General features: G+C 41.8%; 19 protein-coding genes. 5 read left to right on the top strand and 14 right to left on the bottom strand.

Annotation, left to right across the window (positions count from 1 at the left end; all coding sequences use genetic code 11):
* Positions 1-123 precede the first annotated feature (123 nt).
* Together DBR32_RS11925 and DBR32_RS11930 are read right to left on the bottom strand one after the other, a co-directional pair.
* Positions 124-1,122 (bottom strand): IS1595 family transposase, encoded by a 999-nt coding sequence (locus DBR32_RS11925; protein WP_124636564.1) that lies wholly within the window; start codon positions 1,120-1,122, stop codon positions 124-126.
* Positions 1,123-1,427: 305 nt separating this feature from the next.
* A complete protein-coding gene (locus DBR32_RS11930) occupies positions 1,428-2,441 on the bottom strand; it encodes an MsnO8 family LLM class oxidoreductase (protein WP_124636565.1) in 1,014 nt (337 codons plus the stop codon).
* A 90-nt stretch (positions 2,442-2,531) separates the two neighbouring features.
* Between DBR32_RS11930 and DBR32_RS11935 the strand changes: the two genes are divergently transcribed.
* The 3 genes from DBR32_RS11935 to DBR32_RS11945 are packed head-to-tail and all read left to right on the top strand — an operon-like array spanning position 2,532 to position 3,900.
* Positions 2,532-2,888: a helix-turn-helix domain-containing protein gene (locus DBR32_RS11935; protein ID WP_124636566.1), complete on the top strand. Its 357-nt coding sequence runs from the start codon at positions 2,532-2,534 to the stop codon at positions 2,886-2,888.
* An 11-nt stretch (positions 2,889-2,899) separates the two neighbouring features.
* Positions 2,900-3,337, top strand: coding sequence for a nucleoside deaminase (locus DBR32_RS11940; RefSeq protein ID WP_124636567.1), 438 nt, complete (start codon positions 2,900-2,902; stop codon positions 3,335-3,337).
* A 26-nt stretch (positions 3,338-3,363) separates the two neighbouring features.
* Complete coding sequence (locus DBR32_RS11945; protein ID WP_124636568.1) at positions 3,364-3,900, top strand: GNAT family N-acetyltransferase; 537 nt, start codon at positions 3,364-3,366, stop codon at positions 3,898-3,900.
* A gap of 57 nt (positions 3,901-3,957) precedes the next feature.
* Here the strand turns inward: DBR32_RS11945 and DBR32_RS11950 are convergent, their stop codons facing one another.
* From DBR32_RS11950 to mqnC, 4 genes are all read right to left on the bottom strand, one after another.
* A complete protein-coding gene (locus DBR32_RS11950) occupies positions 3,958-4,635 on the bottom strand; it encodes a DUF2490 domain-containing protein (protein ID WP_124636569.1) in 678 nt (225 codons plus the stop codon).
* 115 nt (positions 4,636-4,750) lie between these two features.
* Complete coding sequence (locus tag DBR32_RS11955; protein ID WP_124636570.1) at positions 4,751-6,946, bottom strand: glutamine synthetase III; 2,196 nt, start codon at positions 6,944-6,946, stop codon at positions 4,751-4,753.
* A 136-nt stretch (positions 6,947-7,082) separates the two neighbouring features.
* On the bottom strand, positions 7,083-7,685 hold the full coding sequence (locus DBR32_RS11960) for a 4'-phosphopantetheinyl transferase superfamily protein (protein ID WP_124636571.1): 603 nt from the start codon (positions 7,683-7,685) through the stop codon (positions 7,083-7,085).
* Between the two features lie 12 nt (positions 7,686-7,697).
* Positions 7,698-8,819, bottom strand: a complete 1,122-nt coding sequence (gene mqnC / locus DBR32_RS11965) for a cyclic dehypoxanthinyl futalosine synthase (protein WP_124636572.1) — start codon at positions 8,817-8,819, stop codon at positions 7,698-7,700.
* Positions 8,820-9,348: 529 nt separating this feature from the next.
* On the opposite strand from mqnC, the gene DBR32_RS11970 reads away from it, so the two are divergent.
* Entirely contained in the window at positions 9,349-9,600 is a 252-nt protein-coding gene (locus tag DBR32_RS11970; protein WP_124636573.1) for a hypothetical protein, read from the top strand.
* A 69-nt stretch (positions 9,601-9,669) separates the two neighbouring features.
* Here the strand turns inward: DBR32_RS11970 and hemB are convergent, their stop codons facing one another.
* From hemB to DBR32_RS11985, 3 genes are read right to left on the bottom strand one after another with little or no spacing between them, the layout of a single operon-like run.
* Positions 9,670-10,647 (bottom strand): porphobilinogen synthase, encoded by a 978-nt coding sequence (gene hemB, locus DBR32_RS11975; RefSeq protein WP_124636574.1) that lies wholly within the window; start codon positions 10,645-10,647, stop codon positions 9,670-9,672.
* A gap of 38 nt (positions 10,648-10,685) precedes the next feature.
* Entirely contained in the window at positions 10,686-11,651 is a 966-nt protein-coding gene (hemF, locus tag DBR32_RS11980) for an oxygen-dependent coproporphyrinogen oxidase (RefSeq protein WP_233559729.1), read from the bottom strand.
* A 26-nt stretch (positions 11,652-11,677) separates the two neighbouring features.
* Complete coding sequence (locus tag DBR32_RS11985; RefSeq protein WP_124636576.1) at positions 11,678-12,877, bottom strand: pyridoxal phosphate-dependent aminotransferase; 1,200 nt, start codon at positions 12,875-12,877, stop codon at positions 11,678-11,680.
* Positions 12,878-13,070: 193 nt separating this feature from the next.
* Between DBR32_RS11985 and DBR32_RS11990 the strand changes: the two genes are divergently transcribed.
* Entirely contained in the window at positions 13,071-14,960 is a 1,890-nt protein-coding gene (locus tag DBR32_RS11990) for a TonB-dependent siderophore receptor (RefSeq protein ID WP_124636577.1), read from the top strand.
* A gap of 69 nt (positions 14,961-15,029) precedes the next feature.
* Here DBR32_RS11990 and DBR32_RS11995 read toward each other — a convergent pair whose 3' ends face one another.
* The 5 genes from DBR32_RS11995 to DBR32_RS12015 all read right to left on the bottom strand — a co-directional run bounded on the left by DBR32_RS11995 (position 15,030) and on the right by DBR32_RS12015 (position 19,060).
* Entirely contained in the window at positions 15,030-15,449 is a 420-nt protein-coding gene (locus DBR32_RS11995; protein ID WP_124636578.1) for a nucleoside-diphosphate kinase, read from the bottom strand.
* 89 nt (positions 15,450-15,538) lie between these two features.
* The gene (locus DBR32_RS12000; RefSeq protein ID WP_124636579.1) at positions 15,539-16,015 is read right to left on the bottom strand and encodes a DUF4920 domain-containing protein; all 477 of its coding nucleotides are present in this window, start codon (positions 16,013-16,015) and stop codon (positions 15,539-15,541) included.
* Positions 16,016-16,091: 76 nt separating this feature from the next.
* Positions 16,092-16,442: an ArsC family reductase gene (locus DBR32_RS12005; protein WP_199724469.1), complete on the bottom strand. Its 351-nt coding sequence runs from the start codon at positions 16,440-16,442 to the stop codon at positions 16,092-16,094.
* Entirely contained in the window at positions 16,439-18,520 is a 2,082-nt protein-coding gene (locus DBR32_RS12010; RefSeq protein ID WP_124636580.1) for a hypothetical protein, read from the bottom strand. Before DBR32_RS12010 ends, DBR32_RS12005 begins: the two co-directional genes overlap by 4 nt.
* Positions 18,521-18,556: 36 nt before the next feature.
* The gene (locus DBR32_RS12015; RefSeq protein ID WP_199724471.1) at positions 18,557-19,060 is read right to left on the bottom strand and encodes a 3'-5' exonuclease; all 504 of its coding nucleotides are present in this window, start codon (positions 19,058-19,060) and stop codon (positions 18,557-18,559) included.
* Between the last annotated feature and the right edge of the window lie 54 nt (positions 19,061-19,114).

Below are 19,114 nucleotides of genomic sequence, written 5' to 3' on the forward strand. Positions count from 1 at the left end.
TTACTTTTTTAAGTTACGTATAATGTGGCCAAACTCATATCACGATCCATCTCTATACCATAGACTCCCTTTTATTAATAATGGTTGGTTTATTTTTAAACTTTTCAGTTTCTTTTTTCTCCCTTAGCAAGCGATCTTAAATTCCTCATAATTCCCTTTATTGATTAACTCTTTCAAAGTAAGTCTTCTGTTCACATTCTCGAACGCACTTTTAAACAGTTCTCCCTTTTTAAGATGTCTCCCATTAAATCCGAACTGAAATTCATTAGTGTATCTTTCTAAGTACTTTCTACTCACATTATGAAACGTACCAAATATTGTACGTTTAAATTGCGACCATGCATTCTCTACTCCATTACTAGAATCGCCATCTGTAGCATGACGATGTTGTTTGTGATTTACTGATTTATGATCATACCAATCATCAAGCATTCGATATACTTTATATTCATCTGTTACAATTGTTGATTCAATTTCGACAGTCCTGAATATTAATGGCTTTAAAGTCTTTGCTTTCGTATCGGGCACTACTTTACAAATCAATATTGGGTGCTGAGTGATAACTTTCTCTCTAACCGTTTTATTGGGAATTAATTTATGCGGTCTTTCTATTATGTCATATTCAGCTTGCTGATAAATACCAAATACAGGTGTTTTGTCCTTAAAGCTACGCCCTTGGCTATTAAAAACCTTTTTATTCCAATGACGATTTTTGTTTTTTCCGCCGACGTAGGTTTCGTCACACTGTACAACGGCATTTAATTTGTTCTTGATTGCATTTTCCATAAGCATGTATCTGATTCCATGCAGCATAAACCATGCAGTCGACTGTGTAACCTCAATATCAGATGCTAATTGAACAGAACTAATACTTTTTGTCTTGGTAATTACTGAATAGATAACACAAAACCATGTAGAAAGAGGGATTGGGCTATTTTCAAATATAGTCCCCTTGATTACAGAGAATTGCTTTTTACAATCAGCGCATTTGAAACGCTTGTTTTTGCCGTTCAATGTATAAACCTTTAAGCAATTACAATAGATGCATGTAACATTACCTCCCCAACGTATATCTTTAGGAAACTCTACGCACTTCTCATTATTCGAGAAATACTCGGACACCTGAGTCTAAGTGCTGAATTTCAATATGTTGTTGGGTGTTGCCAATACCTAAAGGTACCCTAAGCAAACTGAACAAACACCCTTAGGGTGAGTGGTTTCTTTGCTTTGTTTTCGGAGTGATGTGCGTTTTCAGACGTCAAATCTTGCAAACATGCCTAGTAGATATTAGTACTTTTGGATGATTTACCTACTTGCTTTTAGGATAGTTAAATCTTTCTAAACATCAACTAAAAATGGCACACCTGCTTAAGATGTGCCATTGATGCGCGTAATTTTAGGTTAAACTACTATATAATTGCCTTATTTTAATACAGCCCAAATTGTTTGGCCAATAGCTGATGCGAGCGCATACGCTTATCATGGTGTGGGGTGCCACATTGAATCATGATCTCTTCTGTTTCGTAAACCTCGGCAATTGCCCGCAGCCATTTTTCCAGTTTGTCCGGTGTGCCGATCAGGTAGCGCGGGGGGAACTTTGGATCTTCTAAAGGCTCTATGGCGGGAACACCTCCCAGAAGCTCAATCGCCCGTTCTTCACTTTCCAACAATTGTGTGGTATCTCCCTGCATCAATCTTTGCATAGACAGGGTAATCGGTGCGGCCATACGTGCAGCCTCCTCTTCAGTCTCGGCACAAAACACCCATAACGATAAAATGAGTTTTGGTTTCAGCACACCGAGGCTTTTTTCTGAGGGTTGAAATTGCTCTTTATAAAGTTGTGTAATCGAATACGATTGTTGCGGATTGATAAAGCCAGCAAATGCATAAGGTAAACCGAGATAGGCTGCAGCTTGGGCACTCCATGCACTGGAACCTAAAAGCCAGAAATCGGGTTGGTATGCCCTGCTAAAGGGTATGGTGCCAAATGGATGATTGGCCTCAAAGTCTCCATGCATCCAGGCCATTAATTCGGATAATTGTGCTTCCGAATCGCTGGTATGTGGCCGTTCATTACGGTTGCGCTGTAAGGCGATATCTACATACAGGCCATTTGTAGCGCGGCCAATGCCCATATCTATTCTTCCGGGAAACATTTCTGCCAATAAGCTGAAATTCTCTGCTACTTTATAGGGGCTGTAATGATTCAGTAATACGGAGCCGGATCCGACTTTTATACGATTGGTTTTTGCGGCTACCATCGGAATCAATACCTCCGGAGCCCTGCCAATAATACCGCCGGATGCGTGATGCTCGGCCAGCCATATTCTTTCAAATCCCCATTCTTCTGCCTTTTGTGCGGTATCAATAGTATTGAGTACAGCCTGATGCCGGTCGCCATTCAAAGGAACGGCCGATAAATCGATTAAGGATAATTTCATTTGTTGCGCTTAATTTACTACAAAAATACTTACTTTTACTTTCCAAAGTATAGTACTTTCCTTTTAGAAAGTGCATTAACATAATTTGATATGCCTAAAATACAGTGTTCGGAATGTGCAGATACCTTACTGCCGGTAAGGGATGCCCTAGACGTAATTAGCGGGAAATGGAAGCTACAGGTGATTATTGCCATTGCCGCCGGCAACCAGCGGTTTACGGAAATAGAAAGAAGCATTCCAGGGATCACCCCAAAGGTGCTGAATAAAGAACTGAAGGATCTGGAACAACACTACCTGATTAAGCGTCAGGTCTTGGACACTTATCCTGTTATGATCTCTTATCAGCTGACCCGTCATGCCAAAACCCTGGATGCCGTCATACACATGTTGAGGGATTGGGGCAAGCAGCATCGTAATCACATTAAAAAACAATATCAACAAACATAATTAAGAGGATCATGACAGATGAACATTTTATGCAGCAGGCTTTAAAAGAGGCGAGAAGGGCGTATGAATTAGGCGAAATCCCCATAGGGGCGGTGGTCGTCTGGAACGACCGGATCATTAGCCGGGGGCATAACCAGACCGAACAACTAAATGATTGCACGGCACATGCGGAAATGATTGCCCTTACTTCAGCATTTAACGAGGTGGGCGCCAAATACCTCACAGATGCTACCATATATGTGACCATAGAACCTTGCTTAATGTGCTGTGGTGCCTTGTACTGGTCTAAAATGGGTCGCGTAGTTTATGGAGGAGGAGATGTAAAGAATGGGTATAAGCAGGTGATTGGCGAAAAGCACGGCTTCCATCCTAAAACGCAGATCAGCTATGGTGTCCTGGCAGATGAGTGTATCAGCCTGATGAAAGATTTTTTTGTTGCTAAACGATAAGCATTCCCCTATTTAAACATAAAGAGATGAACATATTTGCCACTACGGAAAGATTAATATTAAGAACATTGCTGCCAACGGATATTGAGGGGCTTTTTGCTTTGGATAGTGATCCTGAAGTACACCGGTACCTTGGGAATAAACCCACAACCACTAAAGAAGCGGCGGGAGCGGCCATTGAATTTATCCGGAAGCAATATCTGGATAACGGGATTGGTCGCTGGGCGGTGATCGACAAGCATACAAATGACTTTATCGGTTGGGCGGGATTAAAACTGGTGAAAGAAGAAACCAATAAACATATTGATTACTATGATCTTGGCTACCGGCTTCGGAAAGAATATTGGGGCAAGGGAATTGCTACGGAAGCGGCGAAGGCCTGCTTGTCTTATGCTTTTGACACCCTGAATGCAAGGGTTGTGTATGCTATTGCAGATTGTGAAAATACCGGCTCCGATAAGGTATTGAAGAAATCGGGTTTGCGTTTTATCGAAACATTTGACCTGGATGGCACACCACATCACTGGTACCGCATAGGCAAAGATGAATTTATGCAGGGATAAACACTGACGTCGTAAATCAAAGCGGTGCTGACCACATGGTCAGCACCGCTTTGATTATCAGGAATCTCTTTTAAACGGAAGGTTATTGTAAAAGGCAAGCTGCATTTGGTTCGTACCTTTTTGCTCCGTTACCTGACGCATAAAACCGACTTCAAATTTTAGTTCTTTGCTCAGGCAATAGCCGAGCGCTCCGTAAAGCCGGTTGCGGTCGTAAATGCTTTTTTGCCCATTGATAAAAAGTTCATTATAAGCGGAAACGTAGAGTGCTTTTGGTCCCATTGCTTTTTTATTTATCGGAATATTTACCGAAAAGTGGTAACGGAAACGGATCTTAAAATCGTCTTGTAAGAAACGTTCCTCAACACGGTAACGATGCTGCAGGTATACCCTTCCAAACTGTTGCTTTGTGATATATTGCTGAAAAATACGGTGTTCCGAAAAGCTATATTTTTCATCAGAACCTTTTACATAAGGATTGTTATAGATAAAGCCGTAACCCAGTAGGATATTATTATTGTTCGGTGTAAGGTTATAGCCAATCCCGGTCCTGATCAGGAGTTGATCAAGATCTCCGCCCAGATTGAAATTACGGTATTGGATTTCATTATGCCAGTTCCAGTTTTTATTGATTGCCTGGTTACCAAAATAATTATACCAGGCACCTAGTTTACTTTCATTTGCCCATAGGCTAAATCCGGAGAGTATCGTACATAAGATTAGAAGGAGCCGTTTCATGTATGTTTTGTTTTGTTCCGCGCAAAGATAATGGTGTACCCTTGTATGAGTTGTTATAAAAAATAAAATGCCGCCTGTAACGATACAGGCGGCATTTGTCAATATTGAACAAGCATTATCTTAAGAATAACAGCTCTCTGTATTTTGGCATAGGCCACATTTTATCATCTACCAATAATTCCAGTTTATCTACATGGTAGCGTATTTTATCAAAACGCGCTTTGATTTTCGTACAGTAATCAAATGCTTTTTGGTGCATATCATTGAGTTTATTCGCTTTTTTGCGCTCTTCGATCATTGCTTCCACATTATTGTTGATCTCCTGAATGTGTCCGCTAATTACTTTGATCAGGTTTAATTGTGCCGCATAATGCTCTTCTTTTAAACCGAGATCTTTCAAGCCTTTTACGTTTGTGATCAGGCTATTTTGATATTCTACCGCAACCGGTAAAATATGATTGGTCGTTAAGTAACCCAATACACGTGCTTCAATCTGTACACGCTTTACATATTCTTCCAGTACGATTTCATGACGGGCAGCCAACTCTCTTTCGCTGTAGATGCCCATTTCGGTAAACATTTTAATTGTTTCTTGCTTACCCAGGATGTCTAAAGCTTCAGGAGTCGTTTTGAAGTTATTCAAGCCACGTTTTTTGGCTTCATTGGCCCACTCTTCGCTGTAGTTATCTCCTTCAAATAGAATGTTGCCGCTGTCTTTAATGTATTGTCTTAAGATTTGTAAGATTGCAATTTCCTTTTTCTCTCCTTCGGCGATTTTTGCATCTACTTCTTTTTTAAATTCAATCAGGGTTTTGGCCATGATCGTATTCAAAGTACTCATAGACGAAGCACAGTTGGCAGAAGAGCCTACTGCTCTGAATTCAAATTTATTACCGGTAAAGGCAAATGGGCTGGTACGGTTACGATCCGTATTATCCATCAACAATTCCGGAATGTGCTTATGGATATCCAGTTTCAGGATGACTTCATCTTGTTCCGTGAATTTACCCGATACGCGCTCCTTAACTTCATTCAATACCTTCGTCAGGTATTCTCCGATAAATACAGAAATGATTGCCGGTGGTGCTTCATTGGCACCTAAGCGATAATCGTTGCCTTCTGATGCAATCGCTGCGCGTAATAGATCTGCATAGTCGTGTACCGCTTTGATGACATTAACAAAGAAGGTCAGGAATAATAAATTGGTTCTTGGTGTTTTGCCCGGGGCAAGCAGGTTAATACCCGTATCCGTAGCTAAGCTCCAGTTATTATGTTTACCACTACCGTTTACACCGGCAAATGGTTTTTCATGAAATAATACTTTTAACTTATGACGTTTTGCTACACGGTTCATCACATCCATCAATAAAGAGTTATGATCCACTGCGATATTTACTTCTTCAAATATTGGCGCACATTCAAATTGTGCCGGAGCTACCTCATTGTGGCGGGTACGCAAGGGAATGCCTAATTTATAAGACTCCTGTTCGAAATCCTGCATAAAGGCAAATACGCGTTCCGGGATGGCACCAAAATAGTGATCTTCCAATTGTTGTCCTTTTGCCGGAGCATGACCGATCAATGTTCTGCCACATTGTACCAGATCCGGACGGGCGTCTGCTAATGCTTCATCAATTACAAAATACTCTTGTTCCCATCCTAAAGTAGCGGTTACTTTAGATACATTCTTGTCGAAATAATGACATACATCTACTGCTGCCTTGTCTAACACAGCGATAGATTTTAGCAGAGGTGCTTTATAATCTAAAGACTCTCCGCTATAGGCAATAAATATCGTTGGAATACATAAGGTTTTACCTTGTGCGGTTTCCATAATAAAGGGAGGAGAAGCCGGATCCCATGCGGTATAACCACGTGCTTCAAAAGTGGCACGAATACCGCCGTTAGGAAAGCTGGAGGCGTCGGGTTCTTGTTGTACCAAAGCATCTCCGTCGAAGGTTTCCAATGGGGTACCATCGGCCTTTAAAGTAAAGAAAGAATCATGTTTTTCTGCAGTCGTACCGGTTAAGGGTTGAAACCAGTGAGAGAAGTGTGTTACCCCCTGCTTCATGGCCCAGGCTTTAATGCCCGAGGCAATTTGCTCTGCCATCTTGCGGTCTATCTTATTGCCGGCTTTTACAGAAGCCTGTAGGCTTTTGTAGGCTTCGTCGCTTAAGTATTCGCGAACTTTTACGCCGGTAAATACATTGGAACCAAAGAAGTCGGTAATTTTTTTACCGGCATAGTCCAAAATCTTCTTGTCGTTGTGCATGTGCACTTCATCAATAGAGGCAAAACGGTGTGCAGACATTTTAAAAATATTTAATGTTATGAAAAGATTGCTTTTTTATGTTTATTCTTTCGAATGATGAGCAAAATTATAAATATTTTTCATAAAAAGATAAAAATATCTCCAAATTTGTTGAAAATATTAATATTATTTAATATTAAATATAAGATAGGGCGAATTTTTCTTGTATTAAACCCGACAGTTGACAGGTTTCCCGGGTTTTTTCTAAACGCATGTCAATAAGGGCATCTTCGGGAGTAGTGCGCTGCAGGCTACCCATAGGCATATCCTCTTTAAAATCTACGGCACCCAGGCCATAATATTTAAAAAGCGCTTCTTTCGCGCACCAGGTCAGCGTGATTCGTTGCATATCATTAGCACAGATAAGCTGTTCGGCTGCGGATAAAAATTTGGATTGTAGTCGTAGTATTTTATCCTGGTACACCTGAATATCAATACCGACCTCCTGCTGCCTGCTGACGATCACAGCGGCATAAGGATAAGAATGCGAAATAGAGAAATGAAGGGATTGATCGGCCAGTTGCGGCTTCCCTAAAGGGCTGATCTGTATTTTATCAAAAGGAAAACCAGGAACCAGGTATTGCAGCAAAAAGCGACCGGACAAATGTTCCAGTCGCCTTTTGGGGTGTTTTTTATCAGAGCCGAAGCCTAGGCTTGCCGCAAAAAAATCTTCCGTTTCGGTAATTTCCCAAATCGCAATATGTGCATGGCTTGTTTGCCAGCTGCGGTATAAAGGCATTCTTTACGGTGTTTAATAAGTAATCACTTGTTCCACCATCTCCGGTGTTGCCCTGAATTCATATTGCTGATTACGCAATTGGGGCTCAAATCCTGCGGCTTTGATGGCCTCTTGGATCCCATTTGCGGTAAAGCGGTGCGGTGCTCCGGCAGCACTCACTACATTTTCCTCAATCATGATAGACCCAAAGTCATTTGCTCCGGCATGTAAACACAATTGGGCTACTTTTTTACCTACCGTCAACCAGCTAGCCTGTATGTTTTTTACGTTAGGCAGCATGATCCGGCTCATGGCAATCATGCGGATATATTCTTCTGCAGTCGTATCGTTCTTAGCCCTGCGTATTTTCTTTAATAAAGTATCTACATCTTGGAAGGTCCAAGGGATAAAGGCAACGAAGCCTTTGGCATCATCCGGTTTTTTAGCTTGTACGGTTCTTAGTTTCACAAGGTGTTCAAAGCGTTCCTGTATGGTCTCAATATGACCAAACATCATCGTCGCCGACGTGGTCAGGCCTACCTGATGGGCTACTTCCATAATATCCAGCCATTCCTGTGCACTACATTTACCTTTCGAGATCAGACGGCGCACCCGGTCATCAAGAATTTCTGCTCCCGGGCCAGGCATACTATCCATACCGGCTTCTTTTAAAGCAGTCAGGGCTTCCAGATGGCTTACGCCCGAAACTTTACAGATATGGGCTACCTCCGGCGGACCGAGGGTATGTAATTTTAAATTCGGGTAAAGTGCTTTCAGCTCCCGGAAAAGACCTACATAATAATCCAGACCCAGATCGGGGTGGTGGCCGCCTTGTAACAATAATTGTTCGCCACCGTATTTAAACGTTTCTTCTATCTTCTCTTTATAGGTTTCTATAGTAGAGATATAGCCTTCGGTATGTCCCGGAATACGGTAAAAATTACAGAATTTGCAGTTTGCCGTACAGACATTAGTCGTGTTCATGTTACGGTCTATAATCCAGGTTACTTTACCATGAGGTACCTGCTTTTTCCTGATTTCATTGGCTACAAAAGCCAGTTCTGTCAAAGGAGCATTTTCAAACAAAAACACACCCTCTTCTACGGTCAAAAATGCTAAATCAAGGGCTTTTTTATATAACTGAGAAAGATTCATATACTTCTATATTGCTATGCATTTAATAGAAAATAGTACATAGCGCATACAAAGGTAGTTAATAATCTTTTCCCTGTAAAGAAGTGGCTGTACTTTTAGGATTCTTTATATGTTTTTTAGGCCTATATAATCCGTGTTTGTGTTTTATATATCGATAATCAGTCACAGGATTATCGCTTTGTTTGCACAGGCAAAGGCGCACCGCATCTACTATTTAAAGCACAGACACCATGATTTGATATCATTATTCTTTTATTGCTTCAAGCGGTACAATCGTAATCGCTTATCTCCAGATCCGGAGGCCACCGGTTTCGCATCGGTAAAGGATCTTTATGAAAGCTTTTGTACTGATGAGCTCCTGAAGGCAGAGGGATTTAATAATTCCTTGCTGCCGGAAGCATAACTGTAGTACAGCAACGGCTTGTTTTTTAACATTTTAATCTATTTTAATGTGTTGTGTCGTTTTAAACTAATCCTTAACTTTACGTTCTATAGTTTACATACATTAAACGTTATAAATATAAAAATCATGAAAAAAGTATCATTATTATTAGGAGCGATGTTATTAGTAGGTACCCTGTCTTTTGCAGGTACCAATAAAGAGAAGAAAGAAAAGGGTGCTAAAACAGAGAGCTGTACTAAAGATAGCAAAGGTGGTTGTTGCGCCAAAAAAGGCGATAAAAAAGTAGCAGAAGAAAAATCTGTTAAAGAAGCAAAAGCGCCAAATCAGGTTCAGGTGATTAAAATTGAAAAATCAGAAAGAGTTCAATCTGTAAGATAAGATCACTCGAGATCAAATACATTTAAACATAAAAGGANNTCCTTTTATGTTTAAATGTATTATTCATGCTTATAAAAGCCTTACAGCATCTTTGGCAAAATAAGTGGCGATCAGGTCTGCGCCTGCGCGTTTAATCGACGTTAGGCTTTCAATAATTGCTTTAGGCTCGTCTATCCACCCTTTTTCTGCGGCAGCTTTGATCATAGCATATTCTCCGCTCACATGATAAGCCGATACCGGCAGGGTCGTATTGTTTTTAATCTCTCGGATAATGTCAAGATAAGCCATGGCCGGCTTTACCATAACAATATCTGCTCCTTCGGCCTCGTCGTGATACAATTCATTTAAAGCCTCTGTTCTGTTGGCATAATTCATCTGGTATGTTTTCTTATCGCCAAAACCAGGCGCACTATCCAAGGCATCGCGGAAGGGGCCGTAAAAGCAACTGGCATATTTTGCTGTGTAACTCATAATCCCCACATTGGTAAAGCCATCTGCTTCCAGTGCGTTGCGGAAAGCCCCAATTCTGCCATCCATCATATCGCTGGGGGCAATAAAATCGGCACCTGCGGCCGCATGGCTTAAGCTCATTCTGGTCAGTGCATATACGGTTGCATCATTTAATATGGTGCCTTTTTCGGGATCAACAATACCATCATGGCCATAAATAGAATAAGGGTCTAAAGCGACATCAGTCATCACAACCATTTCTGGTACTGCATCTTTGATGGCCTTAATGGCTCTTTGCATTAAGCCATCCGGGTTCCAGCTTTCTTTACCGGTATTATCTTTGGCACGATCATCACATTTAATAAATAGCAGTACCGATTTAATACCCATTGCCCATACGTCCTTTACTTCTTCCAGGGTTTTGTCTAAAGACCGGCGGAAATAACCGGGCATAGAAGGGATTTCGTATACCACATCGCTACCCTCATCAATAAAAATAGGTAAAATGAAGTCGCTGGGCGTTAATATGGTTTCTGCAAGCATGCTTCTTATCGCAGCACTGCTTCTGTTGATCCTATTTCTTCTTTGTAAAATCATGATGCAATATTTCTATAATAAACAATAAATTTATGGCGCTAAGCCCAGTCCTTAGGATATTGGCAAGCGTCCAACAACAAAGCTTCCGGACTGTTTTCCGCGGGCTGATAATTATAATCGAAGCGAACAGTCGGGGGCAGGCTCATCAAAATACTCTCGGTGCGTCCGTTCGTTTTAAGCCCGAAAATCGTTCCCCTGTCATGGATAAGATTAAACTCCACATATCTCCCACGGCGTATCTCCTGCCAATATTTATTTTCGGCAGTGTAGGGCTTATGCTTATGTTTTTCGACAATAGGAATATAAGCATCTGTAAAACAATTTCCATTTGCTTGTTGGAACGCAAATAAGCTGTCCAGAGACAATTTGGTGTCGGGAAGTGCTTGCTGAAAAGCCACATCTGGCTTTACATGATCATAGAATACCCCACCGATTCCGCGCATTTCAAAACCGCGATGTGTATTGTTGAAATAATGATCGCATTGCTTTTTTAATACAGGATAGAGTGCCTTATCAAAAGGATCTAATGCTTTTTTGAGGGTACCATGAAAATGCATGGCATCCTCCCGGTCTAAATAATATGGGGTAAGGTCTGCACCGCCGCCAAACCAGCAATCACAAATATTGCCCGCTGCATCATACAGTTCAAAATACCGCCAGTTAGCATGTGTGGTGGGTACAAAAGGATTTTTTGGATGGATCACCAGGCTTAGTCCGCAGGCAAACCAGGAGTGGCCTTCGATTTGCAACTGTTTGCGCATCACATCACTGACCATTCCATGTACAATAGAGGTGTTGACACCGCCTTTCTCAAATACGGCTCCGTTACTGATCACGCGGGTCTTTCCGCCCCCGCCTTCGGGTCTTTCCCACAAGTCTTCTACAAATGTTGCCGACCCGTCACAAGCTTCTAATGCCGTACAGATACGATTTTGCAAATCGTGAATAAAGTCGATCCAGGTATTCTTATTAAACATAGTCATGAAAAAAAACAAGGTCAACATTCAGAAGAATATTGACCTTGCCGTTTTTATCTTTTTAAATTTTTATATTGTTTCAAGGCTTCTTCAAGGCAATCCATGGCGTTGTTGATGGCTTCTTCGTTTAATACATAGGCCATACGCACTTCATTTTTACCAAGACCCGGAGTGGCATAAAAACCACTGGCCGGTGCCATCATTACAGTGCTGTTATTGTGTCGGAATGATTCTAACAACCACACACAGAAATCTTCACTGTCCTCAAGGGGCAGTTTTGCCATGGCATAGAAAGCACCTCCCGGATTAGGACATACCACACCATCCATTGCTTGCAGGCGGCGTACTAATAAATCCCTTCTGGACTTATACTCATTCAGTACCGTATCAAAATAATTGGTCGGCAGGTCACAAGCTGCTTCTCCCAAAATCTGTTCAAAAGTCGGTGGTGATAAACGTGCCTGAGCAAATCTTAAAACCGATGCATATACTTCTTTGTTTTTCGTAACCAGAGCACCGATACGGGCGCCACAAGCGCTATAACGTTTAGAAATCGTGTCTAAGAGTACAGCATGGTTTTCCAGGCCATCTAAGGCCAATGCAGAAAAGTGTTTGTGCCCGTCATAGCAAAATTCACGATATGCCTCATCGCTAAATAAGAACAAATTATGTTTGATACAAATATCCCGTAACACCATCAGCTCTTCTTTGCTATACAAATAACCGGTGGGGTTATTCGGATTACAAATCATGATCGCCTTTGTTTTTGGCGTTACCGCCTTTTCAAAAGCTTCAATAGAAGGTAAAGCAAAGTTTTCTTCTATCGTAGATCCGATCGGAACTACCGTAACACCGGCGGCTACAGCAAATCCGTTATAGTTCGCATAAAAAGGTTCCGGAATAATGATTTCATCGCCGGGATTCAGGCAAGACATCATCGCAAATGAAATCGCCTCAGATCCTCCTGTCGTGATAATGATATCCTCTTTTGTTACATTTAACTGTTGGCGCACATAATATTCGGCCAATTTCACTCTGTAGCTCTCAAAACCCTCACTTGGACTATAAGCCAGTACTTTTAAATCCGTTTGCTTGACCGCATCTAAAATGCTTGCAGGTGTTTCAATATCGGGCTGACCAATATTTAAATGATAAACGGTTGCACCCGATTTTTTTGCAGCATCTGCATAGGGCGTTAATTTCCTGATGGGTGAAGGTGGCATTAAGGCACCACGATTCGAGATATTGGGCATAAAATATATGTCTTTTTATAGCTGCAAATGTACGTTTTTGAACACTAATAAATGTGTGAAAAATGTAAATAGTTCCAGTTTCAGGATAGTGGCTGATCTGAACCGATCTGGCTTTAGGACATATAATTATGACACAACTTTTGCTTGAAATGGGAAGTATTCACTTACATTTGCGCACGAAATTTCAAAATCTATGACTAAAAATCTATTATCAGTCCTGTCAGGTACTCTGTTAAGCCTATCTGCTTTTGCACAGGCCGATAGTACTACACTATTAGATAATGTAAGTGTCTTTTCCAATAGAATCGACATCCCTTTTGCACAACAAAACAGAAATGTTACCGTGATCTCTAAAGAAGATCTGGCCACCATGCCGGCAAAATCGATTAATGAAATCCTGAGCTTTGTGGCCGGAGTAGATGTTCGCCAACGCGGGCCCAATGGTGCACAAGCTGATATCGGCATTGATGGTGGCGGATTTGATCAGGTATTGGTTTTGGTAAATGGGGTAAAAATGAGCGATCCTCAAACCGGACATAATATGATGAATATTCCGGTAGGCCTGTCGGCCATTCAGCGTATTGAAATATTAAAAGGAGCCGCCGCCCGTATTTATGGAGTCAATGCGATGATGGGGGTAATCAATATTGTAACCATTTCTCCCATGCAAACAGGGATTGAGGCAAATGTATATGCCGGCTCCAGCTTTCAGAAGGATGACAGTACCCGGCAGACCTATATCAATTACGGGGCTAATGCAGTCGCTTCTTTTGCCAGTGGACATGAATTCGGTAACCAGATCTCTTTAGGGATCGATAAGGGTAACGGATATCGCTATAACACCGCTTATCAAAATGTGAAACTGATGTACAATGGTGTTTACGCACCAAGTAAAGATGCTGTTTTTAATGTAATGGGTGGCTACGTAAACAATGATTTCGGGGCCAACCTATTTTATGCGGCTCCGCGCGACAAGGAAGCGACAGAACAAGTGCAGGTCGCAATGGGTAGTATTTCCGGAAAGATAAAAGCGTCTTCCATCTGGACCATCAGCCCTATCCTGAACTATCGCTATGCCAAAGATGATTATATTTTTATTCGCCAGAAACCGGCGGTATACCGCAATCTCCATGAGACCAATACCGTTGACTTTTCCCTGAATAACAGCATTGCCTTAGGTAAAGGCACTTTGGGTATTGGTTTAAACTATCGCGGAGAGCAGATCAATAGCAGCAACTTAGGAAAGAATAAAAGAGATAACTATGGCCTTTTTGGAGAGTATCGCTATGTATTTTCTGAAAAATTTGATGCAAGTATTGGCGCTTTTGCCAATTATAATTCTGTGTACGGGTTCAAATTGTATCCGGGCGTAGATCTTGGATGGCAGGCGAGCACAGATTTAAGGATATATGCCAATGTCGGAACCGGACAACGGTTACCAACTTTTACCGATTTGTATTATGTAGGACCCAGTAATATCGGCAATGCAAACCTTGCTCCGGAATGGGCCACTACTGCGGAGCTTGGAGCGAAATATACACAAGGTAATTTGCGCCTGGAGGCTTCCGGATTTTACAGAAAAGGAGTCGATTTTATTGATTGGACCAGACCGGATACGCTACAGCCTTGGCAGCCGCAGAATTACGCCAGTGTAAGCACCTTAGGACTGAGGGTACAAGCCCGCTATCTGTGGGATATCGCGGCTTCTTTTAAGCTGAATATACAAACAGGATATACCTATTTGAACCCGGTGATTGATGACCTTTCGGGAAATACACAGTCGAAATATGCAATCAATAGCCTGCAGCACCAATGGGTGAGCGGATTAGAAGCCTTGATCGGTAAAGGCTTGAGCCTGTCTGTTAAAAATCGTTATGTGCAAAGATTGAATACGCCGGAAACATCGGGTAGTTATAAACTGCGTAGCTATAACCTGCTGGATGCCCGCGTGGCCTATACTCAGAACCGATTCACTATTTATGCCGATGTCAATAATATGAGTAACGTACAATACATCGAGACCGGTGTTGTGCCGCTTCCCGGTACCTGGACGACTCTAGGATTAAAGTATCGTTGTTTTTAGAAGACCATTGCTTATAAATAATAAAGGGTTGTGCAAAAGCACAACCCTTTATTATTTATAAGGATAAATTTAGAATCTTTCTAATCCGCTAAAGAAGAAGTTTCCTTCGATGGCTGCATTTTCGTCGCTATCAGAACCGTGAACGGCATTCTCTCCGATAGATTTTGCAAACATTTTACGGATGGTTCCTTCTGCTGCTTCTGCAGGGTTTGTCGCACCGATAGTCGTACGGAAATCTGCTACTGCATTTTCTTTTTCTAAGATGGCGGCAACGATTGGACCACTACTCATAAAAGATACTAATTCACCATAGAAAGGACGCTCTTTGTGTACTTCATAGAATTGGCCTGCAGCCGTTTCTGTCAATTGAGTGTATTTCATTGCTACGATTCTAAAACCTGCTTTGTTGATTTCAGCTAAGATCGCGCCGATATTTCCTGCTGCTACTGCATCAGGCTTAACCATTGTAAATGTTCTGTTTGTTGCCATAAAATGGGATAACTGTTTATTAAATTGAGCCGCAAATTTAGCTTAAATTCTATTATTCTTGTATATAAAATTATATTAAGAAAATAATATTAATCCAAAACGGTAATACCGGCAGCCGTAAAGCGATTCTTTTTCACCGGTTCTTTAATGGCTTCGATCTCTTCTTTAGATTTTTTCGCATCTTCTGCATAATGGCGCAACTCGTCTACGGAAGTTGTCTCCTCATAGGCTTCGCCGCTTAGCAATACTTGTTTGCCTTTAATATCCATAGGCAAGAAGAAGGCATAATCCTTCATTTTAACGAATACGGTTTTGCCATTACCTAAATCTACATTTGCCCAGCAACCTCTTTTTTCACAAACAGAAGTTACGGTACCTTTCAATTGCATCTTTACCGGTGTTTCTCCCTTGAGTTTGCCGTCAAAATCAGTTGTGTTCACCACTTTCTTTTCCGCGATTTTAGTGCCATATACGACTCCCTTTGCAGCAGGGGCAATCGCCGTTTGTGCGGTTACCGTCGTGAAACTTAATGCGGAAAGGAGTAAAAGTCCAAATAATTGTTTCATATTATATTTTTTGCAAAAATATCTTAAATATCAATTGCGGTTGAATTGTCGGTGTTTTTTAACACAAAATAAATCTTTAGGCATTCAGCAGTGCTAAGGCTGCCTCATCATACCCTACCACGACAACCTTGTTGCCTTTGGTGATCACCGGTCTTTTGATGAGGCTTGTTTTTTCCTGCATCAATATTATAGCCGATGCTTTATCTACTGTATTGGCCTTCTCCTGGTCCGTCAGGGCCCGCCAGGTCGTTCCCTTTTTATTTAAAATAATCTCCCAGCCTACCTGGGTACACCAGGCATCCAGTGTTCGGGCGTCAATACCTTCTTTTTTATAATTATGAAATTGATAAGCGAGCTGATGTGCTTCAAGCCATTTTAAAGCTTTTTTGACGCTATCGCAATTCGGAATGCCAAATATTGTAATCATATGGATGGGGTTTCTTTTTTCTTCTTTTTATCAAATGCCTCGGCCTCTTTTCTTTCTTTATTGGGCGGGAAAACAAAATCGGCAGGAAATCTGCGTAAATAACGGATGATGTAACGGGCTACACGGGGCACTTTGCTGATGGGCACACTTCTGGATTTGAGGGCCACAAAAAATGCAAGACCGAAGCTGATTGCGAAATTGAAAAAGCCGATGCCCACCACGCCGATGGTGGTCCAGATCCAGTTATAAGCATTTATGTGGTTATCGAGTCCCGCTACTCCGAAGCCGAAGTAGGCCGTAGAAATAGTGATGTGCCGGATGTCGAAGGGAATGCCGAAAAAATTACCAATTAAGCCGGCATAGCCCAACATAAACCCGAGACAAATATTACCAATGATACCGCCCATATTGTGCGCCACATAGTCTCCCGCTTTTTTCAATTTCTTGGAAGAAAAATAGCGTTTGAGCCAGGGGTGTTCGGTGATGCGGGAGCCGATGCTGCTGTAGGCAGCTTTATTGTCGAAAAAGCCCGTGATCAAGCCACTGATAAACAAAGCGACACCGGTTATACAGGCATAAAACCAGGCCAGGCTCCTGAGCGGATTTTGATCATATAAGGCTTGCTGTGCTTCTTGCGGTGTGTGTAATAGATGTTCGCCGGTAAGATAGTTCCAGCCTACCGCAATCAGGTACGACATGGGAAAGACAACAATCAGGTTGCCGGCAAAGGAAGCGAACTGGCTGCGCCATACTTTAGCAAAAGTGAGTGCCAGGCCTTTGAAAGAAACATCTCCTTTATTTTTCTTAGAGTCCAGGCCGCCGGCCAAAGCACTTGCGGTCATGGTGGGTTGCTTGGTCGCCAGAGAGGCACCGGTCACAAAAAGGGTTACAAAGGCGATCGCATAGTTTAGCCCATAGCAGAAATACTGCCAAAACATCGGCATTTTGATCATGTGCAGCAAGGCTTTTACCAAAGCCGCAAAGGCAATGATAAAACCGCCGGCTACGGCGCTGTAAAAGAAGTCTACATATTCGTTTCTGGTAGTGGTAATATAATGCTCCCCCGATTCACTTTTGTGCTCTGCAATCTGGTATGCAAGCATTTCTACATTCTTAGCATATAAGAACTTCGTGCTGTTACGGGTCGTAACTCCGAAGATGATACTCTTAAAAAGCTTTGCCGTATTTTCCCAACCCAGTTGCGGTAAGTACTCGGGAGTTAAGAACCGGAGGATTACCCGCATTCTGGCTAAGAGTTGTGCGGTACGTAATAATACATAAGACTGTCTTAAACTCGTGCCGTTTTTTACCGTATTCTTGCGAATATCTTCGATGATCTGTTCACATTGGATAATGTTTTCTCTTACATTTTCGGCAGCAAGAATAATGGTATTTGGCGAGGTGCTTTCATTATAGCTGAGTTCAAGGAAGGCTTGTATTCTTTTATTCTGTTCCAGAAAAGGAGAAGGCTCTTCTTTGTTTTTGGTGCTTTTGGAATGGTGTTTAAATTCATCCTCCAGTCCCAGATAAGAGATCTTCACAGAAATTGCGACCAATGCATCGTTCATTTGTTTGCGCATCGGGCTCGCAATACTTTCAGAAGGTACATAAATCAGTTTGAAAAAGGTAATCCATTCTTCATTGCTGATTTCATTAACCCAGATATAGTCCTTTTTCTTATGGAATGTTTTCTCCAGTAAATAATTAAAAGAGCGTTTTTCTGGTACGGGCGGTAAGATGCGGTGTTTAATTTGCTTGCTCAGTTCCTCTACAAAGGAGCTGCTGACCAGAAGGCCCACTTTAGCAAAAAGCGTTTCGATCTCTCTGTTATTGATCAGGTACACAAACATCCGCTGTATGCCATTGCGGAAAGCGGCATCATGTTCCAGGACCTGTAGCATGACTTTCAGGTTTTCGTCTGCTTTTTGATCCGCTCGGGGTCTTAAAAAGGCAAAAGTCAGGATAAAAAGGTCGCTATACCGGTTATTATCGGTATTCGTTTTAAGGTCCTCTACAATACTTTCTATCGGTATCGGCTCTTTATTACGTTTCCATCTGGCACGAAGTTTCTTGACCATTGTGTTTATTATACATGCTTCATATGGTGCAAAGGCTTATGCCGGAGCACTAAAATGGAGCATTTCTTTCAAATGTTTTAAATATAAAGTGGCACAGGCCATGGCATCGGACAAGGCATCATGATGGTTTAGGGGTATGGTAAAGCGCGTGCATAGCGCTTTTAAATTGGTCTTATAAATCTTGTAGGTGCACTCCGTCTGAAAAGGCGGAATCACCATTTCGTAGAAAGACAGGGTCTTTCTTAAGCAGGCCGCATCAAACACAGCATTGTGCGCCACTACGGTCTGGTTGGTAATATAAGGCTCAATCAGGTGCCATACCTCGTTAAATGCCGGGGCATTTGCGGTTGTTTTCCGGTTGATGCCGTGTACACGGGTATTGCCCCAATGATAATAATTGTCTGGTGGTTGCACTAATTGATTAACAGTATGTGTCACCACTCCCTGCTCTACCCGTACCAGGCCTATCTGACAGATGCTATGATAAGCCCCATGTGCCGTTTCAAAATCGATCGCCGTAAAGGAAGGTATTCCATTCATAACCTGCAAATATAAGTTTATACCCACAATATTATTTGTGCATATTACCATGTA

Source organism: Taibaiella sp. KBW10, assembly GCF_003852495.1.
Lineage (GTDB): Bacteria > Bacteroidota > Bacteroidia > Chitinophagales > Chitinophagaceae > Edaphocola.